This window comes from Nereida ignava, from assembly GCF_001049735.1.
Taxonomy (GTDB): domain Bacteria; phylum Pseudomonadota; class Alphaproteobacteria; order Rhodobacterales; family Rhodobacteraceae; genus Nereida; species Nereida ignava.
On sequence record NZ_CVPC01000016.1, the window covers coordinates 22,277 to 40,419 of the forward strand.

The window sequence follows — 18,143 nt, forward strand, 5'->3', positions numbered from 1 at the left end:
ATGTGCGGACTGGTTTTTGCAATCTCGGCGCGGCCGGTGCGCAGCTTCGTATTGGTCGCACACGCAAGGCAGCATTATCGCGGACCGGATGGCGAAGGCGTGCTGTTCGAAGAGACTGGCGGTGTGCACATGGGCATGGCGCACGAGCGTCTGGCCATTGTTGGGTTGAGCGAAAGCGGCGCGCAGCCGATGCTGTCGGCCTCCGGGCGGTTCAGGATACTTTTCAACGGAGAAGTCTATAATTTTCGCGAGCTGGCCCGGCAATTCGGTCTGCACGATTTGAAATCGGGTACCGATACCGAAGTGATTGTCGAGCTTGTCGAGCGGTTGGGCATCGACGAGGCTGTGGCGCATTTCAACGGCATGTGGGCGATGGTCATACATGACATCGCGGCCAACCGCTTCTATGTCTCGCGCGACCGGTTCGGCAAGAAGCCACTTTACGTGCATCGCGACAGCGGCGGCGTCTTCATGGCCTCCGAGATGCACAGCCTTCTGGGGCTGCCCGGTGTCGATTTAACGCCAGACGCGGTGACGGCCTCGAGATTTCTGGCGCAATCCTTGCAGAATGTGGATGACCGCAGTTGGCTGGCGTCCATCAAGGCATTCCCGCCCGCGTCGATCGGCGAGATCGACGGCACCGATCCCACCGCGGGGGTCTCGAATATCCGCACCTTCTGGAAGTCCGGATACGAAACCCCGCTGCGGGCGCAGAGCCCGGACGATTGCATCGAGGAACTCAGATCACTGGTCCAGGATGCCGTTCGACTGCGCTTACACGCCGATGTTCCAGTCGGCGTTGCCCTGTCAGGGGGCATCGATTCGTCGATAATCGCTGTGCAGGCGACGCAGACGACCGGAGCCCAAGGGCAACGGACCGAGCTTTTTTCAGCCGTGAACCCTGGGTCGAAAGACGACGAGAGTGTCCATATCGACGCTATGGCCCGCCATTTGGACGGCGATGTCCGGCGCGTCCGTCTTGATCCAGAGGAAGGCGACGGATTGTTCGGTCTCTTGCAGACCTGCATTCGCCACGCCGACGGACCGGTCACGTCATTCTCGAGTCTGCTTTTCTACAAGTTGATGGAAAGCGCGCGCTCGGCTGGGATCACCGTTGTGTTGACGGGACAGGGCGCGGACGAGGCCTTTTGCGGCTATCGTAAATACCCGATCCTGGAAATCAAACGTCTGCTCAGGGCGCGCCGTGTGGGTGAAGCGACAAAACTCGCGGCGGGGTTCATCGCAAACGGCACGATCCTTCCTCAATTCAACCTCAACGACGCCAAGCGGTATACTGGTGCTTCGAACAAGTCGATCTTGGGGGAAGCCGCAGCGAGCGCGCTGGATCTGCAACCTCTCGGCCGGATCACCTCGTTGGGAGAGCGGCAGTGGCTGGATGTTTCGAAATATTCGGTCCCTTACCTGTGCCATTATGAGGATCGCATGTCGATGGCGTGGTCGCGCGAGGTCCGCTCTCCGTTCCTCGACTATCGCGTGGTGGATATGGGGCTACGAATGCCCGAGCGGTTGAAATTGTCGCGCGGCTGGACGAAATACGCCTTGCGCAAGGCCTTCGAGTGCGACCTTCCGCCCTCGATCGCGTGGCGCAAGGACAAGAAAGGGTTTGCGAACCCACAGGACGACTGGCTGAAGGGCAACCTGCAACCCGTTGTCCGCGACTTGATGGGGCGAAACGACGCGCGGGTCTATCAAACCGGCTTGGTGGACAAGGCCGGTTACCTCGAACGCTTCGATGCCTATTGCGCCGGGCGGGGGCATGTCTGGTTCCGTGACGTGTTTGCGCCTTTTGCCCTTGAACTGTGGATGGGCACCGCTGCCGAGATCGAACAGGACCTGAAGAAGCAGATGCAATGTCACGTTACGGCCTGATCGCCAGAACCGCACCGAAACTCGGCTTGCGCAACGTCGCACGAGTGGCACTTTACCGTGCAAGGCTTAAGTCGGGGTGGCGGCCGAGGCCGCCCGACACACCTTGCCCCGAGGGTGCGGTCTACGGCCTCGGTGACAGTGACCGACAGGGCGGTTCAGTCACACTGAAGCTCTTTGGCTGGTATCCAGTCGAATTGGGGGCAGCACCAGATTGGCACGCCGATCCCTTTGGTGCGGGCACCCGGCAGGATCCCGATGTCGACTGGGTCGCCGCGCTGCAACGGATCGGCGACGGGGACGTCAAGAGGTATTGGGAGCTGTCGCGCTTCTACTGGTTGCCCCAATTTGCGCTGGCAGCGCGTAATGGGGACGCGGATGCCGCAACTCGAATGGAAAACTGGCTGCGAGACTGGGTTGACGCAAACCCGCCCTATCGTAGTATCAACTGGGCCTGCGGACAGGAGGCCTCCATTCGCCTGATGAACCTCGCACTGGCGGCGTTGATCCTGGACACCTGGTGCGATCCATCGCCGACAATGCGGTGGCTCGTTGAAGTCCATGCACGGCGGATCCGGCCGACATTGTCATATGCCCTTGGACAGGACAACAACCACGGCACCGCTGAAGCCTGCGGGATCTACGTCGCAGGTAGCTGGGGGAAACGCTGGTCGATGCCGAACGCCGACCGGTGTGCACGGACCGGGTTGCGATGGCTGAATGATCGTGCGCTGCGGATGATTCAGGCTGACGGCAGCCCGTGTCAGTATTCGACGACCTATCACCGAGCCAATCTCGAGGGGTTCTGCCTGGCCGGCCTGTGGGCGGAAAAGACCGGTGCACCGCGACTGGGAACCGAGGCGCGGTCACGTATCTTGGACGGGGCGCGCTGGTTGCAGGCTATCGTCGACCCGGCAACCGGGGATGCACCAAACTTGGGTCCGAACGACGGCTCGCACCTGTTTACCGTGTCGCAAGCAGACTACCGCGATTTTCGCCCGACTGTGGCGCTGGCGGCGGTACTGTTTGACAACGAGCGACCATGGCCGGATTACGATGATCCCAGAGTGTCCGCGCTCGGCTTGAAACAAGGCGATCATTTCTGGCCCTCACCTACGTCGCGCAGTTCCGATGTCGGCGGCTATCATGTGTTGCGCGTCGGACAGGCCATGGCGGTTTTGCGCTATCCCCGGTTCCGCTATCGACCTAGCCAAGCGGACGCCCTGCATGTCGACCTGTGGCACGCGGGGCGCAACCTTCTGCGCGACGGCGGAACCTTCAGCTACAATGCCGAGGGAGCCGAATGGTTCGCAGGCACGGCAGCACATAATACCATCGAGTTCGACGGGCGCGACCAGATGCCCCGACTTGGGCGTTTCCTTTTTGGAGACTGGCTCAAGGCCGAAGCTGTTGAGCCTGTTTTGGATAATGGTGTTAAGGCAAGTGCAGCGGCGGCATACACAGATGCCCGTGGTGCCCAGCATCATCGGGCGATAACCCTGAGCGCTGGATCCTTGGTTTGTTGGGATGCGATAACCGGCAATTTTGAAGAGGCATGCTTGCGTTGGCGTTTGGTACCTGGCGAATGGTACTTTGAAGGTGACATTGTCCGTAATGGAAACTACTCGGTTGCGATTGAATTCGATGGCATGCCGATCTCCCCGACACTCGGCACCACGATGGAATCACGCTACTATCTGCGGAAAACAGAGATTCCGGAAATCTCGGTCAAGGTGAGTCGGCCGGGAATACTCATCACGAAAGTCGGCTTCTGATCATGCATGTTCTTTATTTCCATCAGCATTTCTCAACCCCGCAGGGATCAGCCGGCACCCGATCATATGAGATGGCCCAGGCACTCATCCGAGCCGGGCACAGCGTCACGATGGTCTGTGGCAGCTACGCGCAGGGCAATACCGGGCTGAGCATGCCGTTTAAAAAAGGTAGGCGGCGCGGCGCGGTCGATGGGATCGACGTGATCGAGTTCGCTCTCAACTATGGCAATCACATGGGGTTTGTTCAGCGACTTGGCGTATTCTTGAAATTCGCGGTTGGTTCGATCGGTGTGGCGCTTCGGGAGCCTGCTGACGTAGTGTTCGCGACGACAACCCCGCTTACCGCTGGCATTCCGGGCATTTTCGCACGCTGGCTAACGCAAAAACCCTTTGTGTTCGAGGTTCGGGATCTTTGGCCGGAATTACCCAAAGCGATGGGCGTGATCACCAACCCGGTTATGCTGTGGCTTATGTCCCTGCTGGAATGGGCATCTTATCGTTCGGCAGACCGGTTGGTGGGCCTTTCGCCTGGCATCGTCGAGGGCATCGCAGCCCGCGGGGTCGACAAATCGCGGATCGCCATGGTGCCAAATGGTTGCGATATGGATCTCTTCTCAACGCCCGAAGCGGCTTGGCGGCCAGACGGCGTTCAGGATGATCAGTTGCTTGCGATTTTCACGGGAACCCATGGGAACGCCAATGGTCTGGAAAGTGTTCTCAATGCTGCAGCGGTTTTGAAAGACCGCGGGCGCGACGACGTAAGGATCGCCTTGGTCGGGCAAGGGCGCGAGAAGCCAAAACTCGTAGCCGATGCTAAAGAACGTGGCCTCGACAATGTTCTTTTCGTCGATCCGGTTCCCAAGACCAAGCTCACTGGATTGATGGCGGGTGCTGATTTAGGCCTGCAAGTTCTTAGGAATGTTCCTGCATTTTACTTCGGCACGTCTCCGAACAAGTTCTTCGACTACATCTCTGCAGGGTTGCCAGTCTTAAACAACTATCCGGGCTGGCTTGCGGGTTTGATCGGTGAAAACGATTGTGGTTTCGCTGTGCCGCCCGATGATCCATCGGCCTTCGCAGATGCACTGATCGAGGCTGCAGAGCATCGGGACGCGCTGCGACTGAAAGGGGTTAACGCACGAGAGCTTGCCCAAACTCGTTTTGCACGCTCGGAGCTTTCTGACGACTGGGTTCAGTGGGTGACAGGGGTCGCGCGCTAAGCTTTAAGCCAAATAGCTGACAATTTTGAACGATACGGTAAATGAAGCGGATCATTGATATTCTCGGAGCCAGCGTGGGGTTGCTCCTCTTTTCGCCGGTTCTGGCGATTGTGGCCTATAAAATCCGCCGCGAGATGGGAGCGCCAGTGCTCTTCACCCAAACTCGCCCCGGGCGCGATGGCAAGCCGTTTGAGATGATCAAATTCCGCACCATGCGAGATGCGATTGACGCAGATGGCCGCCAGCTTCCTGATGCGGAGCGGCTCACCAAATTGGGCCGGTTCCTGCGGTCCAGCTCAATCGACGAACTGCCGGAACTTTGGAACGTGCTGAAGGGCGACATGAGCCTCGTCGGCCCGCGACCGCTCTTGATAGAATACTTGCCGCTCTACTCCGCAGAACAGGCACGCCGCCACGAGGTGCGCCCCGGCGTGACAGGCTGGGCGCAGGTGAACGGGCGAAATGCGATATCATGGGATGAGAAGTTCGCGCTCGACCTCTGGTATGTCGACAACCGAAGCCTCTGGCTGGATCTGAAGATCATTTGGCAGACGATCCGCAAGGTGATCAAACGCGATGGTATTTCAGCGGCGGGAGAAGCTACCATGTCAAAGTTTACGGGGAACGGATCGTGAGCCGGTTGATCGGCGTATATGGCGCTGCCGGATGCGGGCGCGGAGTCATGCCCTTGCTTCGCTCACAATACCGCGCGCCCGAACTTGTTTTCATCGACGATGGCCAAGCCCCAGGCTACGTAAACGGCCACGATATTTTGACCTGGACCGATTTTCTCGAACGCCAAACCGACCAAAAGGCAGTCAGCATCGCCATAGCCGCCTCACATATCCGCCAGACCCTCGCGGAAAAATGCGCCGCTGCAAATATCCCACTGATCGAGGTACGCGCCGCTTCTGTCGTGCAGATGGATGAAGTCGTGATCGAAGAAGGTGCATGCCTGTCCCCTTTCGTGACCCTGAGCTCGAACATCCGCATTGGCCGCTGCTTCCACGCTAACCTTTATTCCTATGTCGAGCATGATTGCATCATCGGTGACTTCGTGACCTTCGCACCGGGCGCCAAGGTGAACGGGAATGTCACCATCGGCGATCACGCTTATATCGGCTCGGGCGCCATTATCCGCCAGGGTCTCACCATTGGCGCTGGCGTCATTGTCGGCATGGGTGCGGTCGTCACCCGCGATGTGCCACCGGGCGTCACCGTCGTCGGCAATCCGGCCAAACCACTTATCAAGGACTGATCCATGCGTATCTACCTCTCCCGCCCCCACATGTCCGGCAATGAGGAGCGACGCGTGGCCGAAGCTTTTGCGTCGAACTTCATCGCCCCGCTGGGACCCCAACTGGACGCCTTTGAGGCGTCCGTGCGCGACTACCTCGGGGCGGATGTGCATTGCGTCGGCCTGTCCTCGGGTTCGGCGGCGCTGCACCTCGCGCTGCGCATCGCGGGGGTGGGCCCGGGCGACGAGGTCTGGATCTCTTCCATGACCTTCGCGGGCGGCATCTTCCCGGTAAACTACCTCGGCGCAAGTCCGCGTTTTTTTGATCTCTCACCTGAAAGCTGGACGGTCGACACAGCGCTGCTGGCCAAAGAGCTCGCAAAGGCCGCTACCGAAAACCGCCTGCCCAAGGCCATCGTACCGACCGATCTTTACGGCCAGTCCGCCGATCTCGACACGCTGGAGAGCCTCGCGGCGCAATACGGCGTACGCCTCATCGTTGACAGTGCCGAAAGCCTGGGCGCGACCTACAAGAATGGCCGCAAGGCCGGCACCGGCGGAGATGCCGCGATCCTGTCGTTCAACGGCAACAAGATTATCACCACCTCTGGCGGCGGCATGCTGGTCACCCGTCACAAAGCTTGGGCCGATGAGGCCCGTTTCCTCGCCACCCAGGCGCGCGACCCCGCCCCGCATTACGAGCATTCCACCTTTGGCTACAACTACCGCCTGTCAAACATCTGCGCGGCAATTGGGCTGGGGCAAATGGAGGTGCTGGACGCCCGCGTGGCTCGCCGCCGCGAGATCTTCGCGCGCTACAAAGCCGCGCTAGCCCGCCCCGGCATCGCCTTCATGCCTGAGCCCGAAGGCCTGCACTCGACCCGCTGGCTGACAGCCCTGACCATCGACCCTAGTGAAACCGGCATCACGCGTGAAGACATCCGCCTGATGCTGCTGGAGCACCAAATCGAATCCCGCCCGCTGTGGAAACCGATGCACATGCAGCCGCTCTATGCTGGCGCGCCCTATCACGGAAATGGGTTCGACGAGCGCCTCTTCGCCAACGGTCTCTGTCTACCTTCGGGCAGTGACATGACTGATGAGCAGCAGGATGAGGTGATTGAGCGGGTCTCAGCGCTCCTTGATAAAGGTCGTTGAACTATCCCGGTCAGCCTGATGCGAATAGGTCAGATCGGCTTAAGCAGGCAATAGCCTCAGATAGCTCGGATCCTTGGCCTCTTTGGCGAGAATGATCGTGTGCATACCAGCTGCTGTGGCTTTTTAAGGCAGACTTGCCGGACCCTTCAATAGCTCTGAGCCACCAGCCCGTTCGACGTCACCGACCGAAACCAAACGGTAATCAGAGCCGTGCCGGGCAATTAGAACACTGTGCTTATCGTCTAGATCACGCCGGTAGCGCTACTACTGATGATCTTCTTCGGCGCAGTCGCCGTAGCGTGTTGTAGGCAAGCCTCTGTTCCATTAGCGTTTTCTCGCGGGTCGGCCGCGCTTTGAGTTTAGGATGTAACCTTTAATGCGTAATTACATCGAACATTTTTCAATACTGAGCCGGCGCAATAAAATTGCGCTGCAAATTGTTCTCGACTCCATGCTGCTGGCCATTTCATTTCTTGGCGCCATGCTGTTACGGCTCGAGAGTCTAGATTTTGCAGGGCAGCCAGGTATCTGGGGCGCGTTGCTGTCCTCCATCATGGCCACCCTGCTGGCCTTTTGGGGATTGGGCCTTTATCGGGTTGTAGTGCGTTTCATCACCGGAAGGGTCCTAATAATCATTGGCAAGGGGGCTGTGGTGGCAGCAATTTCCCTTTTTGCCGCAGGACTTGTTTTTGACGCCAGCATTCCTCGATCTGTTCCGATCATTTTTGCTGTTTTTGCCTTTCTTTCCGTTGGTGGGCTGCGTTTCGCAGCACGGACGTATTTCCGGAACCCAAATCATTTGAACAAACGACCCGTGATCATCTACGGCGCTGGGGAAGCCGGACTTCAACTGCTGAACGCACTATTCCACGGCCAAGAATTTGCTCCGGTCGCTCTGGTCGATGATGACCCCTCCTTGCAGAACTTGGGCATCGGAGGATTGCGCGTTTATTCACCCGATAGAATACCGCGCCTGGTCCATGAGACGGGTGCCCGGGTGATCTTGCTGGCCATACCCAGCCTGGGTCGTGTCCGCCGCCGCGAGATTGTGAGCGCGCTGGAAGACCTGCAGCTGGAGATCAAGACGATCCCAGGCATGTCCGACATTATCAGCGGAAAGGCCAAGATTTCAGAACTGCGGACAGTTTCAGCTGAAGACTTGCTTGGGCGCGATCCTGTCGCCCCGGACACCGAACTGCTTGGCAGGAACATCACCGGGCGTGTGGTTATGGTCTCTGGCGCTGGAGGATCGATCGGCAGTGAGCTCTGCAGGCAGATTCTGACCCAGAATCCGTCCGTCTTGGTCCTTTACGACGTGTCCGAGTTTGCGCTTTACGCGATCGAAGCTGAACTAAGCGCAACAGCCGTGCGCTTGCTGCATCAGACTAAGGTCGTGCCCATCCTAGGGTCTGTGCAGCATAGCCGGCGGCTAGAGGCCGCTATCAAGGGCTTTAAGGTTCAGACGATCTACCATGCGGCAGCCTATAAGCATGTGCCGCTGGTAGAGGAAAACGTAGTTGAGGGCATCCGAAACAACGTGTTTGGCACACTCGCAATCACGCTCGCCGCCCAGAAACTTGGCGTCGAAAACTTCATTCTGATTTCCACTGACAAAGCGGTGCGGCCGACAAACGTCATGGGCGCGACCAAGCGCATCGCAGAGTTGATCTGCCAGGCCCATGCGCAGGAGGCATCTTCCACAGTCTTCTCGATGGTCCGGTTCGGGAATGTTCTTGGCTCGTCCGGGTCGGTCATCCCGCGGTTTCGGGCCCAGATCGAGGCTGGGGGACCTGTCACAGTCACGCACAAGGACATCAATCGCTACTTCATGACGATCCCCGAAGCGGCCCAGCTGGTGATCCAGGCAGGTGCCTTGGGTCAGGGTGGGGATGTTTTCGTGCTCGACATGGGAGACCCTGTAAAGATCATGGACCTCGCCTTCAGCATGGTTAAGCTGCATGGTCTGATCCCTTACATGGTCGACCACCCGGATCAGGTATTGCCGGAAAAGGGTGACATCCCGGTCTGTGTCACTGGTCTGCGCAAGGGCGAGAAGCTTTTCGAGGAGCTTCTGATCGGCAACAACCCAGCTCCAACCAAGCACCCACGGATCATGACAGCATCCGAAGTCTCACTGCCACGCGACGCGTTGATGGCAGTTCTGGATCGGCTTCTACAGGCCTGTGAGGCGTTCGACTTGCCAGCAATCGTAATCATTTTACACGAATTACCGCTCGAGTACGCGCCGTCGAGCACAGAGATCTCAGACCTGCTTTGGAGGGCTGATCACGACACCGACGAGCAGCAGAGCATGGCGATCGAGGCAGGCATTCGCACATGACATTTGCCGCCGAGAAGAAACCTAGACTCGCGCGCGTGTTGTTCAGCCGCACCCTTCACACATATTTTCTAATGCGCCGCGGACTGACGATTGGGGTTCGCGCGATTGTGCGGTCAGATGATGGTAAGTTCCTGCTCGTCCGCCACACCTACACTCCCGGATGGCATTTTCCTGGGGGCGGAGTCGAAAAGGGCGAAACGACAGAACAGGCTTTAATCAACGAATTGCGACAGGAGACCGGCCTGCAACTTGCTCATAAACCTGTTTTACACGGCGTGTTTTTTAATAATGGCGTGAGCAAAAGGGATCACGTTCTGGCATACCTTTGTGATGCCAAAGGGGCTGTCGATGCCAAGCCAAAGAGCATAGAAATCGCCGAAATCGGATATTTCGATTTCGAAAACCTACCGCCGGATACTGATCCTGGAACAGTTCGCCGCATTCGTGAAATTGTATGCGGAGATGCTCAAACTGAAGGCTGGTAACCAGTTCGGTCACAACACTGTTCGATCGTTCAATGATGGGTTTCCACTCCGACCACAACCATCCCCGTCAAATGCCAGACGGCCGCCATCATGATCCCCATATTGAAGGCAAACTCGTTGGCGCAGCTCTGCTTGAAGAACTCCCCCTCGAGGAACATGCAGGACCCCTTGCAGAGCTGAACGACGGGGCATGACATGCATTCGGGCCGGAAGGCAAAATGCGTCGCGGTATTCAGCGCGATCCCATCGAAGTCAGCTACATGCCCAATCTTGTGCACGCCCTTCGCCCCGGTGTTCTGGCAGGTCATGACGTTGCCGCGCAGATCCACGGCGATAGTGTCTTCCCGGTCCATGCCGCACTTTTGTCCAAGGGCCTCAATGGGCCTCTGCCGCTGGAGTGAGGCGTAGAACTCATCAATGCGCTCGCCGAGACCAAAGGCGTTCGGGTCCTCAACCAGCGCCTCGAAGATCGACCGCGTCAGGCTATTGAGTTCCGCAGGTTCAAACCGCCCCGTGCCGATTGCGGTCGCCGCATCATAAACATTCACCACGCCTTCGAGCCCGACAAACACATCCGGCCCGACATTTTCGGCGAACCAGGCCTTGAGGGCCCGAAGGTCGTGATGCTGGCGCGTCAGCACCGCATTGAACCCGGTCTTTTCGGGGCGATCGGCCAGCAGGGTTTCGATCCATCGACGCTTATCTGGATCATCAAGTGGATCGGGCCCGCGCAAATGCTGCCCCGGGCCGTCATGGCTGATCCCGATGGCAATGTCGTATTGCGCGATGAACTCGAGCTTTTCCCGATCAAGCAAGGATCCGTTGGTGATGATTGAGAAAGCAACCCCTGGAAACAGCTCCGCCAGTGCGGGGATCAACCGTTTGATCTTGGCCCAGTACAGAAAAGGCTCGCCGCCCCAGAGCTCAATCTGTTCTGGGGCTTGCGCGATCCATCCGTCAAGCTGGGTCAGAAACTGCGCGACATCTGCCAATTTGGAGACGGTTGCATCACCGATCTGGACAGCTTGATTGCAATAACTACAGGCGTAGTTACACGAGAGCCCAAGTTGGATTTTCAGGATGCGGGGTGCGCGGGATTTTCCGAGGGGTTTGTCTTTGGCCACGCGCGGTACCGCCGCGAAGATTCCCGGTTCTACCAGCAGCGGCAGCCCCTCGCATTCGGATGTGTGCGGGTTGTAGCGCACGTGATGACGGCTGCCGTCACGCGCTTCCAGTTTCAGATCGAACCACATCAGTCGAATAGCCTTTCCTCGATCGCCACGGGGAGATTGACGCGGAAGTTCGCGACGACCTGCACATGCGGCGCGCTCCCCTCGTAGGGGTGCTGGTTGTGGGGAATATGAGAGGGGAAGAAGACCGAGAGCCCCGGCCGCGGGTTAACCGAGTAGCCATGGCGGCTCTCATAAGGCAGCCGCCCCTCGTCAAAGTAGCGCGACGGGTCCTCGATTACGAACCGAGGGTTCCCCACGCTGTTCACCGGCTGGCCCGACCCACTGCCGGTCAGGAAGTGGACGCAGGTCAGGTCGCCCTCGCGGCTGTCTTTGTGGGTCGAGATGAAGCCGCCTTTGGTGATCACCAGCGCACGGTTTTCGCAATGATCGGGGTCGAGATATTTGGCCCAAGGGCCGAGCACGGCGCGCGCGCAAGCGAAGAGATGGGCTTTCAAGGTCTGACCTGCGTCGCATTGCTCAAGTATGCCGCGCACACGGCGCTTGGCTGCATTGGCCATCGACCCGCTGCCATTTGCTTCGACTGTGGCGATGGCCTCGTCGGCCAGTTGCCTATTCACCACCCAGTCGACTGGCGTCTCTACGAACGTGACCCGCGTCGGCCAGAGGTCGATACTCGTGCTTCGGATTTCCATCGTCAGCACCGGCAATTACAGTTGCAGTTGAAGCTATAGCGGTTGGCTGTAATGGTCACAGCACCGGAACTGCCGCCGCCTGAGAGGCTGTGAACCGTGCAGTTTGCCACGCAGTTACAGTTGCCGCCGGAAGTGTTGTAACTGCGCGGCCAAAAAGACCCTCCAGACGTCGGGGAGCCATTGCTGAGAGATACGCCCGTGATTGTGCCTGCACCAATTGCCGGCTTGTTGGTGATCCGCGACCAGTCCACGTTGCCGCTGTCGTCGATCACGATAGTTGTTCCGACCTTATAGGCCATGGCTGCCTCCTTGCGCCTGATGGGCCAGGATCTCGGAGAGCCCGGCCTTGCAGTGGGAATTTGGGAGTTCGAGCGAACAGAGGACGGGGATGCACATTCGCTCCTCGCCCTCGAAATAGGTGCTGTCATGGGGCACATGGCCCTCGAAGACGAACATGGAGCCCGTGCGTGGCTCGACCGCATACCAGCCGCCGACATAGGCGTCTGGGTTGTTGCAGGGCCAGAGCCGCTTACCGACATTCGCCGGATCGTAGAAGCGCACCGCGCCGCGATGGAGCGAGGTCTCGGGGCAATCGGCGTCCAGCACCACACGCGGGTAATAGGTGCAGACGATGTCGGTCTGAAAATGGGTGTGGGCGTTTATACCGACATTTTCGCGCAGGGCGCGGCGCTGCCAGAAGGTGTCCGACATCATGGCGATCTCGCCTGTGTGGTCGTAGCCATAGGCAAGCTGCAGATATTCCCTGACAGCTGCCGCCACCATCTGCGCCAGCACCGCAATCGCAGGGTCCTGTCGGTCCATCAGGAAATTGTGCCGCAGATGTCCAAGATGGTTGGTCTGGTCGCCAACATTACGGCCGTCGCCCGCGTCTTGAATGCGGTTCGCCACCGCGTCGTCGGCCGCTAACGCGTGTAGGTGGTCGTTAAAGCCCTCCGGCAACTCCCAGTGCTTGTGCAAAACGAAGGTGGGATAGATCAGCTGTAACTCGGTCGTGGTGGCAATCTCCATCACACCACCTCCAGGATGATTTTGCCGATCGCGGTATAGTGCTCGGTGTTAATCTTGACCGCGATCCGCTCGCCTGGGCTGAGCCCAAGCGCCTCGGCAACAAAGCTGCCCGCACCATTCATGTCCGTCGTCAGCCGCCGTTTCGGCAGATAGCCGGCGTCACTGTCGAGCTTGAGCGCCAGCGCATGTGCGCATGGCGCGCCATCGCCATTCCAGCGCAGCGCGATCGGCACATGAGCCCGCCCTCCCGCGGGCACGGTCACCGTCTCGGTCGCCACCGTGTGGAAATAGAACTGCTTGAACCACTGCCCGTCATTCGGGATCGTCGCGTCATCGATCCGGCCCGCGACGGTCGTACCATTCAGTAGGATTGGCTCTTGCTCACAGAGGACTTCGATGCGCGCACTGGACAGGGCCCCCGCGATCGGCATGAAGATCACCAACGCGTTGGAGCACTGCGTTCGGGCCCTGTGCCGAAAGGAAAAGTCAACTTTTTCACGCGCAGACTGCGCAAAACGGTTGCGCCAAGGAAGCGGGAATCCCGCTTCGTTGGTCATGATATCAATCAGTGCGTAATCAGTGATTTCATCATGGCCGATCATCCCGTCGAGAAACACATAAGAACGCCCTCTATAGATCGCCCCATGGGTCAATCCGGGCAAATCTGGAATGAACACGCCGTTGCCACGCATATCGACAAAGCCTGCCGCATTCGAGCGGTCATGAGGTGTCTCAAGCGCTGCCGCTAAGTCTGCCCATGGCAGTGGCTCGATGCCATCGCGCAGCCCTTGGCCGATCTCACAGGGATCGAAGACGGCAATCCCGGCATAGGTGTCTTGGACATCGACGGCGTAATGCAGCCGCGAGCCCGTGTTGTAGATGACATGTAGTCCGGTCTCGATCATGGCGCGCTCCTTTTCAGCTGATCGACCTCTTGGGCGAGGTCTTTGATGGCCTCGACAAGGAGGCCGACGAGATTGCCATAAGCGAGGCGCAGCACTCCCTCCGTCTCGACAACCGCTTCCGGTGCGACCGCCTGCACGTCCTGGGCAATGAGGCCCATCTGCCGTGCATCACTGCCCGCCATGGAAAAGGTGACGCCGCTCAGCGCCTGCACTTTGGCCAGCGCCGCGTGGATCGGGGCGATGTCGGATTTGAGGCGCGCGTCTGAGGAGGAGACGAAGTTCGGGGCGGTCACGGCACCGCTGAAGGTCGCTCCCGACAGGCGGGCAAAGGCGCTGGCGTGGTTGCCATCGAGAAGGTCGGCATCAATGCCAGAGCCAGACCCATCCACGGTCACCAGCTTGGCGCGGACCTGCGCGGCCGTGTCGGGAGACCCATCCGCCCCTGCGGGGCCTTGTGGACCCGTAGCCCCGGTGGCACCCGTGGGACCTGCAGGTCCCGTCGCACCTGTTGCCCCTGTCGCACCGGTTGAGCCTTTCAGGTTGACGTAAGCACCCCAGGTCGATCCGTTGAAAAAGCGAAGGCTGGTTCCGGACCACTGATGGGCAGGCGTTGGTCCTGTTGGCCCTGTCTGACCCTGCGGACCGGTCGCGCCTGTGTCACCTTTTGGGCCTGTTGCCCCGGTCGGACCTGCTGGACCTTGCGGTCCAGTTGGGCCGGTGTCGCCCTGAGGCCCAGTTGCACCGGTTGCCCCTGTGGCACCAATTGCACCCTTGAGATTGACGTAAGTGCCCCAGGCGGTGCCGGTATTGAACCGAAGGCTCGTACCAGACCATTGATGCGCCGGCGTTGGACCCGTGGCACCCGTTGAGCCCTGCGGACCCGTTGCACCTGTCGCGCCAGTATCCCCCTTTGGTCCTGTTGGCCCGGTCGCACCTTGGGGACCGGCCGGTCCGGTGGGGCCTTGCGGTCCAGTCTGTCCGAGTTCGATCACGGTTTCGGCGCCGGAGACACGTTTCAGGAAGAGCTTTCCGTCAGTAACATTTACGGCGAGTTCTCCGGCAGCGAGTTGCGCCGTGCTGGGTACCCGGCCGGCCACGGTCGTTCGTTTTACCAGAACGGTATTTGCCATGATCAGAATGTCCCACCGTCAAGGGTGATCCCGTTGATCGACCCACCGGTGATCGCGACATTGCTGGAGGCTTGCGTGGCCATGGACCCCAGTCCGAGGTTCGACCGCGATGTTGTCTTGTTCGGTAGGTCTGAGAGGTTCGAGGCTGCCGATAGCTTGCCCGCCAGCGCGTTCGTGACCGTGGTCGCAAAGTTGGGATCATCGCCCAGCGCGGCCGCCAATTCGTTCAGCGTGTCCATCGCTCCGGGCGCGGCATCAATAAGCGCACCGATGGCGGCAGCCACAAAGGCTGTTGTCGCAATCTGCGTTGTGTTCGTACCGGCCGTTGCCGTGGGGGCCGTCGGCGAACCTGTAAGGGCAGGTGATGCGTGAGCGGCCTTTGCATCCAGCGCCGTCTGGAGTCCCGTGACTTGCGCGATCGAATGGCTGTGGCTGGAGGGCGTGAAGCTTGTGGGCTTGCCCGTGATCCCAGACCAAGGAACGGCATCTGCAATTTCCGCGGCATCCACCTTGCCATCATTGTCCGTGTCATAGGTGGATTTTGCCATGTCGCCGGCGCCAAAGCCGGCAATGGCGTCATTGACGAAGGCCGTCGTTGCAATCTGCGTCGAGTTCGTGCCCGCGACCGCCGTCGGCGCCGTGGGTGATCCCGTGAAGGTGGGTGACGCCAAGGGCGCTTTCGCCGATAGCAGACTGTCTACCTGCGACTTGCGAACAAGGTCGGTCCCGCCGCTGGCATCTTGTCCAGATTTTGGCACGAGAGAGAAGGTTTTGGCCCCACCAACTGTCTGCGTGCCCACCAGCGCCAGAAAGCCACCACTCCCTGCTATGGGGACGATGGAGGTCGCATTGCCGTTGCCGTCATCGCCCTTTCCGACATAGACCGTATTGTCGACCTCGTTATGGGCAAGCTCGCCGGATTTTAGTGCAGCGGGCGCACCCGCCACGCCCGAGACACGGCGTTTGAGTTGGATGGTATTGGCCATCAGAAGAAGCCTCCGTTGATGGGTGTATCAGTGGGCAGGATCGTGATGCCCGGATCACCTTGATCGCCCTTGTCGCCTTGTGGGCCTGTCGCGCCCTGCGGACCTGGCTGGCCGCCGAGGCGTATGCGGAAAGGCCCGGAGACAACGCGCACCTTGATCGGCGCTGTGATGGTGATCGGGCCCGTTTGCAGCGTTGTTGCGCTCATGGGCTTAGCCCTCGCGTCACCGGCATCATCACGGGGATTTCGAGAAGGAAGCCCAAGTGTAGGTCTGGCTCGAGATCGGTGCGCACCAAATCCAACACCACGCGCCCAGGTGGGAGCACCGCGGTTTGGGACGGTGTCAAAGACAGTTCCAGCACAGTCTCAGTGACGTGCTGTATCCCGCCATTGGCGCTGGACAGTTCTGCCAGCAGCGCTGGATCACTGGGTTTGATGCGCAGATGACCGGTATAGCTTGCACCGTCCGCAAAAACCGATGCCTCGGCCTCAATCTGCAGACGCCAAGCGTAGCCGATGAGAATGGCCGGGCCCTCGCTCAAAGTGGCCACCGTCATGGTTGCCACCCGCAGAGCCGCGCGCCGACTTCGTTATGGGCAACGATCTGGGCCAGAGTGCCGTCGCTCATCAGGTCCTGGCGCGAGGGGCGAATAGGCTCGGCCCAATCGCAATCGTCCCGCAAAACTCGCGGGTCAATCGCGCATCCAGCGGTCAGCCCGACGCTCAAGATCAGTACGATCAGTGTTTTGAAGGTCATGACGGATGTCCTTGGACTTTTGCAGCGCGCGGACACGGGCATCGGCGCGGCGGATGGCGAGGTCGGCCTCTGCGGCGTGCTTGCCCTGGCGGATCAGGAGCCAGATGGCGACGCCAACTGCCGCAACAATCGCGCCCCAATAGGCAAAGCGTCGACCAAGGCCGGAGAACAGCGTGGTCAGGATGGCAATCATGCGGGTGCCCCCGGTGAGAGGGCCAAACAGCGCGTATCGAGCAGCAGCACGGTTTGCCCGCGCGCATCGGCGCCGGCCCGCATGTGTTCATACGTACGGACAGCGGCATCTTCGCAGGCGATAAAGTCAGGAAAGCGAACTGGGCTGATCCCACTGCCGCAGTCAGGCAGGCTGTCGCCCGCGATGCAGGAGACAACGATCAAGACCCAGGTCATGGCGTTTTCCCCGTGCGATGGTCGTCGATCCGGGCCGCCTTGGCGCGTAGGGCATAGATCACCACGCCAATGAACACCGCCGCGCCGATCCATGGCAGGACATTGGAAAGCGCGTTCTCCAGCCCGATTAGCGTCAAGACGCGCCCGGCCATGTCTCGGACCTCTTCTGCCTCCATAAGCGCAGGGGCAATCTGACTGCCGATCGAGCCCGCTGCACCAATGACACCGAGACCGATCTGCGCATTGGAGGCTGTTACGATCCGGCTTTCCGCGGGCGCACCAGAAGCCCTATCGGGTGTGATCTCCCGAGGCGTGGCATCTTCCAGCGCTTCGGTCAGCGCAACGTCGATGATGGGCACGAGGGCCAGGTCGTTGTCCTGCCGAAAGGCCAGGATGGCAGCGCGGGTGCGCGGCCCGATCTTTCCATCGATCTGACCCACCTCGTGATAGCCGAGTTCCTTTAGACGTCCTTGCACCTCCTCGACGGACATCGTCACGCTTGGCGCGACATTGCCCGCGCGCCGTACCCCGAGGAGCTTTGAGACCGGGTAGCGCTTCACATTGACGGCGTCGTCCTGGTTGCCGCCAAGGCCCCAAACCCAAGCGCCCTCGATCCGGTCGATAAAGAACACATGGCCCTGCCAGCTGGAGGAGCCGCGCGGGATCACACCGATGTCGCCCTGCTGGGCGTCTGCCACCTCGATCGGGATGCCCCAGTCGAGATAGGAGCGCGCCGTCAGCTTGCGGGTGGATTTGATCCCGGCCTTCTCGAGGCAATGTCCGACGAAGGCCGCGCACCAGGCCACAGAGTCGTGTTCGACCCAGTCGTGCCCCACCGAGGCATACATCTCCATGATGACGGGATTGTCGGCGGGCCCCGGCCCCTCGGTTGTGCCGATGTAGCTGCGGGCGATGTCGAATGGTGTCATGGTTCTCTCCCA

Annotated in this window: 20 protein-coding genes; 8 read left to right on the forward strand and 12 right to left on the reverse strand. The window is 59.8% G+C overall.

The genetic code is table 11. The features are described from left to right. From asnB to NIG5292_RS11815, 8 genes are all read left to right on the forward strand, one after another. Positions 1-1,890, forward strand: a complete 1,890-nt coding sequence (gene asnB, locus NIG5292_RS11780; RefSeq protein WP_048599749.1) for an asparagine synthase (glutamine-hydrolyzing) — start codon at positions 1-3, stop codon at positions 1,888-1,890. Further along, positions 1,872-3,662, forward strand: a complete 1,791-nt coding sequence (locus NIG5292_RS11785; RefSeq protein WP_048599750.1) for a heparinase II/III family protein — start codon at positions 1,872-1,874, stop codon at positions 3,660-3,662. The genes asnB and NIG5292_RS11785 overlap by 19 nt, the downstream gene beginning before the upstream one ends. A gap of 2 nt (positions 3,663-3,664) precedes the next feature. Next, positions 3,665-4,882: a glycosyltransferase family 4 protein gene (locus NIG5292_RS11790; RefSeq protein ID WP_048599751.1), complete on the forward strand. Its 1,218-nt coding sequence runs from the start codon at positions 3,665-3,667 to the stop codon at positions 4,880-4,882. A 41-nt stretch (positions 4,883-4,923) separates the two neighbouring features. Beyond that, entirely contained in the window at positions 4,924-5,517 is a 594-nt protein-coding gene (locus NIG5292_RS11795) for a sugar transferase (protein WP_048599752.1), read from the forward strand. Continuing rightward, complete coding sequence (locus tag NIG5292_RS11800; protein WP_048599753.1) at positions 5,514-6,140, forward strand: acetyltransferase; 627 nt, start codon at positions 5,514-5,516, stop codon at positions 6,138-6,140. The genes NIG5292_RS11795 and NIG5292_RS11800 overlap by 4 nt, the downstream gene beginning before the upstream one ends. 3 nt (positions 6,141-6,143) lie before the next feature. Then, positions 6,144-7,277, forward strand: a complete 1,134-nt coding sequence (locus NIG5292_RS11805; protein WP_048599754.1) for a DegT/DnrJ/EryC1/StrS family aminotransferase — start codon at positions 6,144-6,146, stop codon at positions 7,275-7,277. Positions 7,278-7,653: 376 nt separating this feature from the next. After that, positions 7,654-9,618 carry a polysaccharide biosynthesis protein gene (locus tag NIG5292_RS11810; RefSeq protein WP_048599755.1) on the forward strand — a complete coding sequence of 655 codons (1,965 nt, stop codon included), beginning with the start codon at positions 7,654-7,656 and terminating at the stop codon, positions 9,616-9,618. Further along, positions 9,615-10,103 (forward strand): NUDIX domain-containing protein, encoded by a 489-nt coding sequence (locus tag NIG5292_RS11815; RefSeq protein WP_048599756.1) that lies wholly within the window; start codon positions 9,615-9,617, stop codon positions 10,101-10,103. Before NIG5292_RS11810 ends, NIG5292_RS11815 begins: the two co-directional genes overlap by 4 nt. A gap of 29 nt (positions 10,104-10,132) precedes the next feature. On the opposite strand, the gene NIG5292_RS11820 is transcribed toward NIG5292_RS11815, so the two are convergent. From NIG5292_RS11820 to NIG5292_RS11875, 12 genes are all read right to left on the reverse strand, one after another. Next, the gene (locus NIG5292_RS11820) at positions 10,133-11,356 is read right to left on the reverse strand and encodes a radical SAM/SPASM domain-containing protein (protein WP_048599757.1); all 1,224 of its coding nucleotides are present in this window, start codon (positions 11,354-11,356) and stop codon (positions 10,133-10,135) included. Further along, positions 11,356-11,988: a hypothetical protein gene (locus tag NIG5292_RS11825; protein WP_048599758.1), complete on the reverse strand. Its 633-nt coding sequence runs from the start codon at positions 11,986-11,988 to the stop codon at positions 11,356-11,358. Before NIG5292_RS11825 ends, NIG5292_RS11820 begins: the two co-directional genes overlap by 1 nt. 2 nt (positions 11,989-11,990) lie before the next feature. Next, entirely contained in the window at positions 11,991-12,287 is a 297-nt protein-coding gene (locus NIG5292_RS11830) for a hypothetical protein (protein WP_048599759.1), read from the reverse strand. Beyond that, the gene (locus NIG5292_RS11835) at positions 12,277-13,017 is read right to left on the reverse strand and encodes a hypothetical protein (protein WP_048599760.1); all 741 of its coding nucleotides are present in this window, start codon (positions 13,015-13,017) and stop codon (positions 12,277-12,279) included. The genes NIG5292_RS11830 and NIG5292_RS11835 overlap by 11 nt, the downstream gene beginning before the upstream one ends. Beyond that, positions 13,017-13,922, reverse strand: a complete 906-nt coding sequence (locus NIG5292_RS11840) for a hypothetical protein (protein WP_048599761.1) — start codon at positions 13,920-13,922, stop codon at positions 13,017-13,019. The genes NIG5292_RS11835 and NIG5292_RS11840 overlap by 1 nt, the downstream gene beginning before the upstream one ends. Then, on the reverse strand, positions 13,919-15,052 hold the full coding sequence (locus NIG5292_RS15275) for a tail fiber domain-containing protein (RefSeq protein ID WP_053084907.1): 1,134 nt from the start codon (positions 15,050-15,052) through the stop codon (positions 13,919-13,921). Before NIG5292_RS15275 ends, NIG5292_RS11840 begins: the two co-directional genes overlap by 4 nt. 2 nt (positions 15,053-15,054) lie before the next feature. Beyond that, positions 15,055-16,038 carry a hypothetical protein gene (locus NIG5292_RS11850; RefSeq protein ID WP_048599762.1) on the reverse strand — a complete coding sequence of 328 codons (984 nt, stop codon included), beginning with the start codon at positions 16,036-16,038 and terminating at the stop codon, positions 15,055-15,057. Next, entirely contained in the window at positions 16,038-16,244 is a 207-nt protein-coding gene (locus tag NIG5292_RS11855; RefSeq protein WP_048599763.1) for a hypothetical protein, read from the reverse strand. Before NIG5292_RS11855 ends, NIG5292_RS11850 begins: the two co-directional genes overlap by 1 nt. Further along, positions 16,241-16,594, reverse strand: coding sequence for a hypothetical protein (locus NIG5292_RS11860; protein WP_048599764.1), 354 nt, complete (start codon positions 16,592-16,594; stop codon positions 16,241-16,243). The genes NIG5292_RS11855 and NIG5292_RS11860 overlap by 4 nt, the downstream gene beginning before the upstream one ends. Positions 16,595-16,729: 135 nt before the next feature. Beyond that, positions 16,730-16,987, reverse strand: coding sequence for a hypothetical protein (locus tag NIG5292_RS11865; protein WP_048599765.1), 258 nt, complete (start codon positions 16,985-16,987; stop codon positions 16,730-16,732). After that, on the reverse strand, positions 16,984-17,202 hold the full coding sequence (locus NIG5292_RS11870) for a hypothetical protein (protein WP_048599766.1): 219 nt from the start codon (positions 17,200-17,202) through the stop codon (positions 16,984-16,986). Before NIG5292_RS11870 ends, NIG5292_RS11865 begins: the two co-directional genes overlap by 4 nt. Beyond that, positions 17,199-18,131, reverse strand: coding sequence for a C40 family peptidase (locus tag NIG5292_RS11875; RefSeq protein ID WP_048599767.1), 933 nt, complete (start codon positions 18,129-18,131; stop codon positions 17,199-17,201). Before NIG5292_RS11875 ends, NIG5292_RS11870 begins: the two co-directional genes overlap by 4 nt. Positions 18,132-18,143 lie beyond the last annotated feature (12 nt).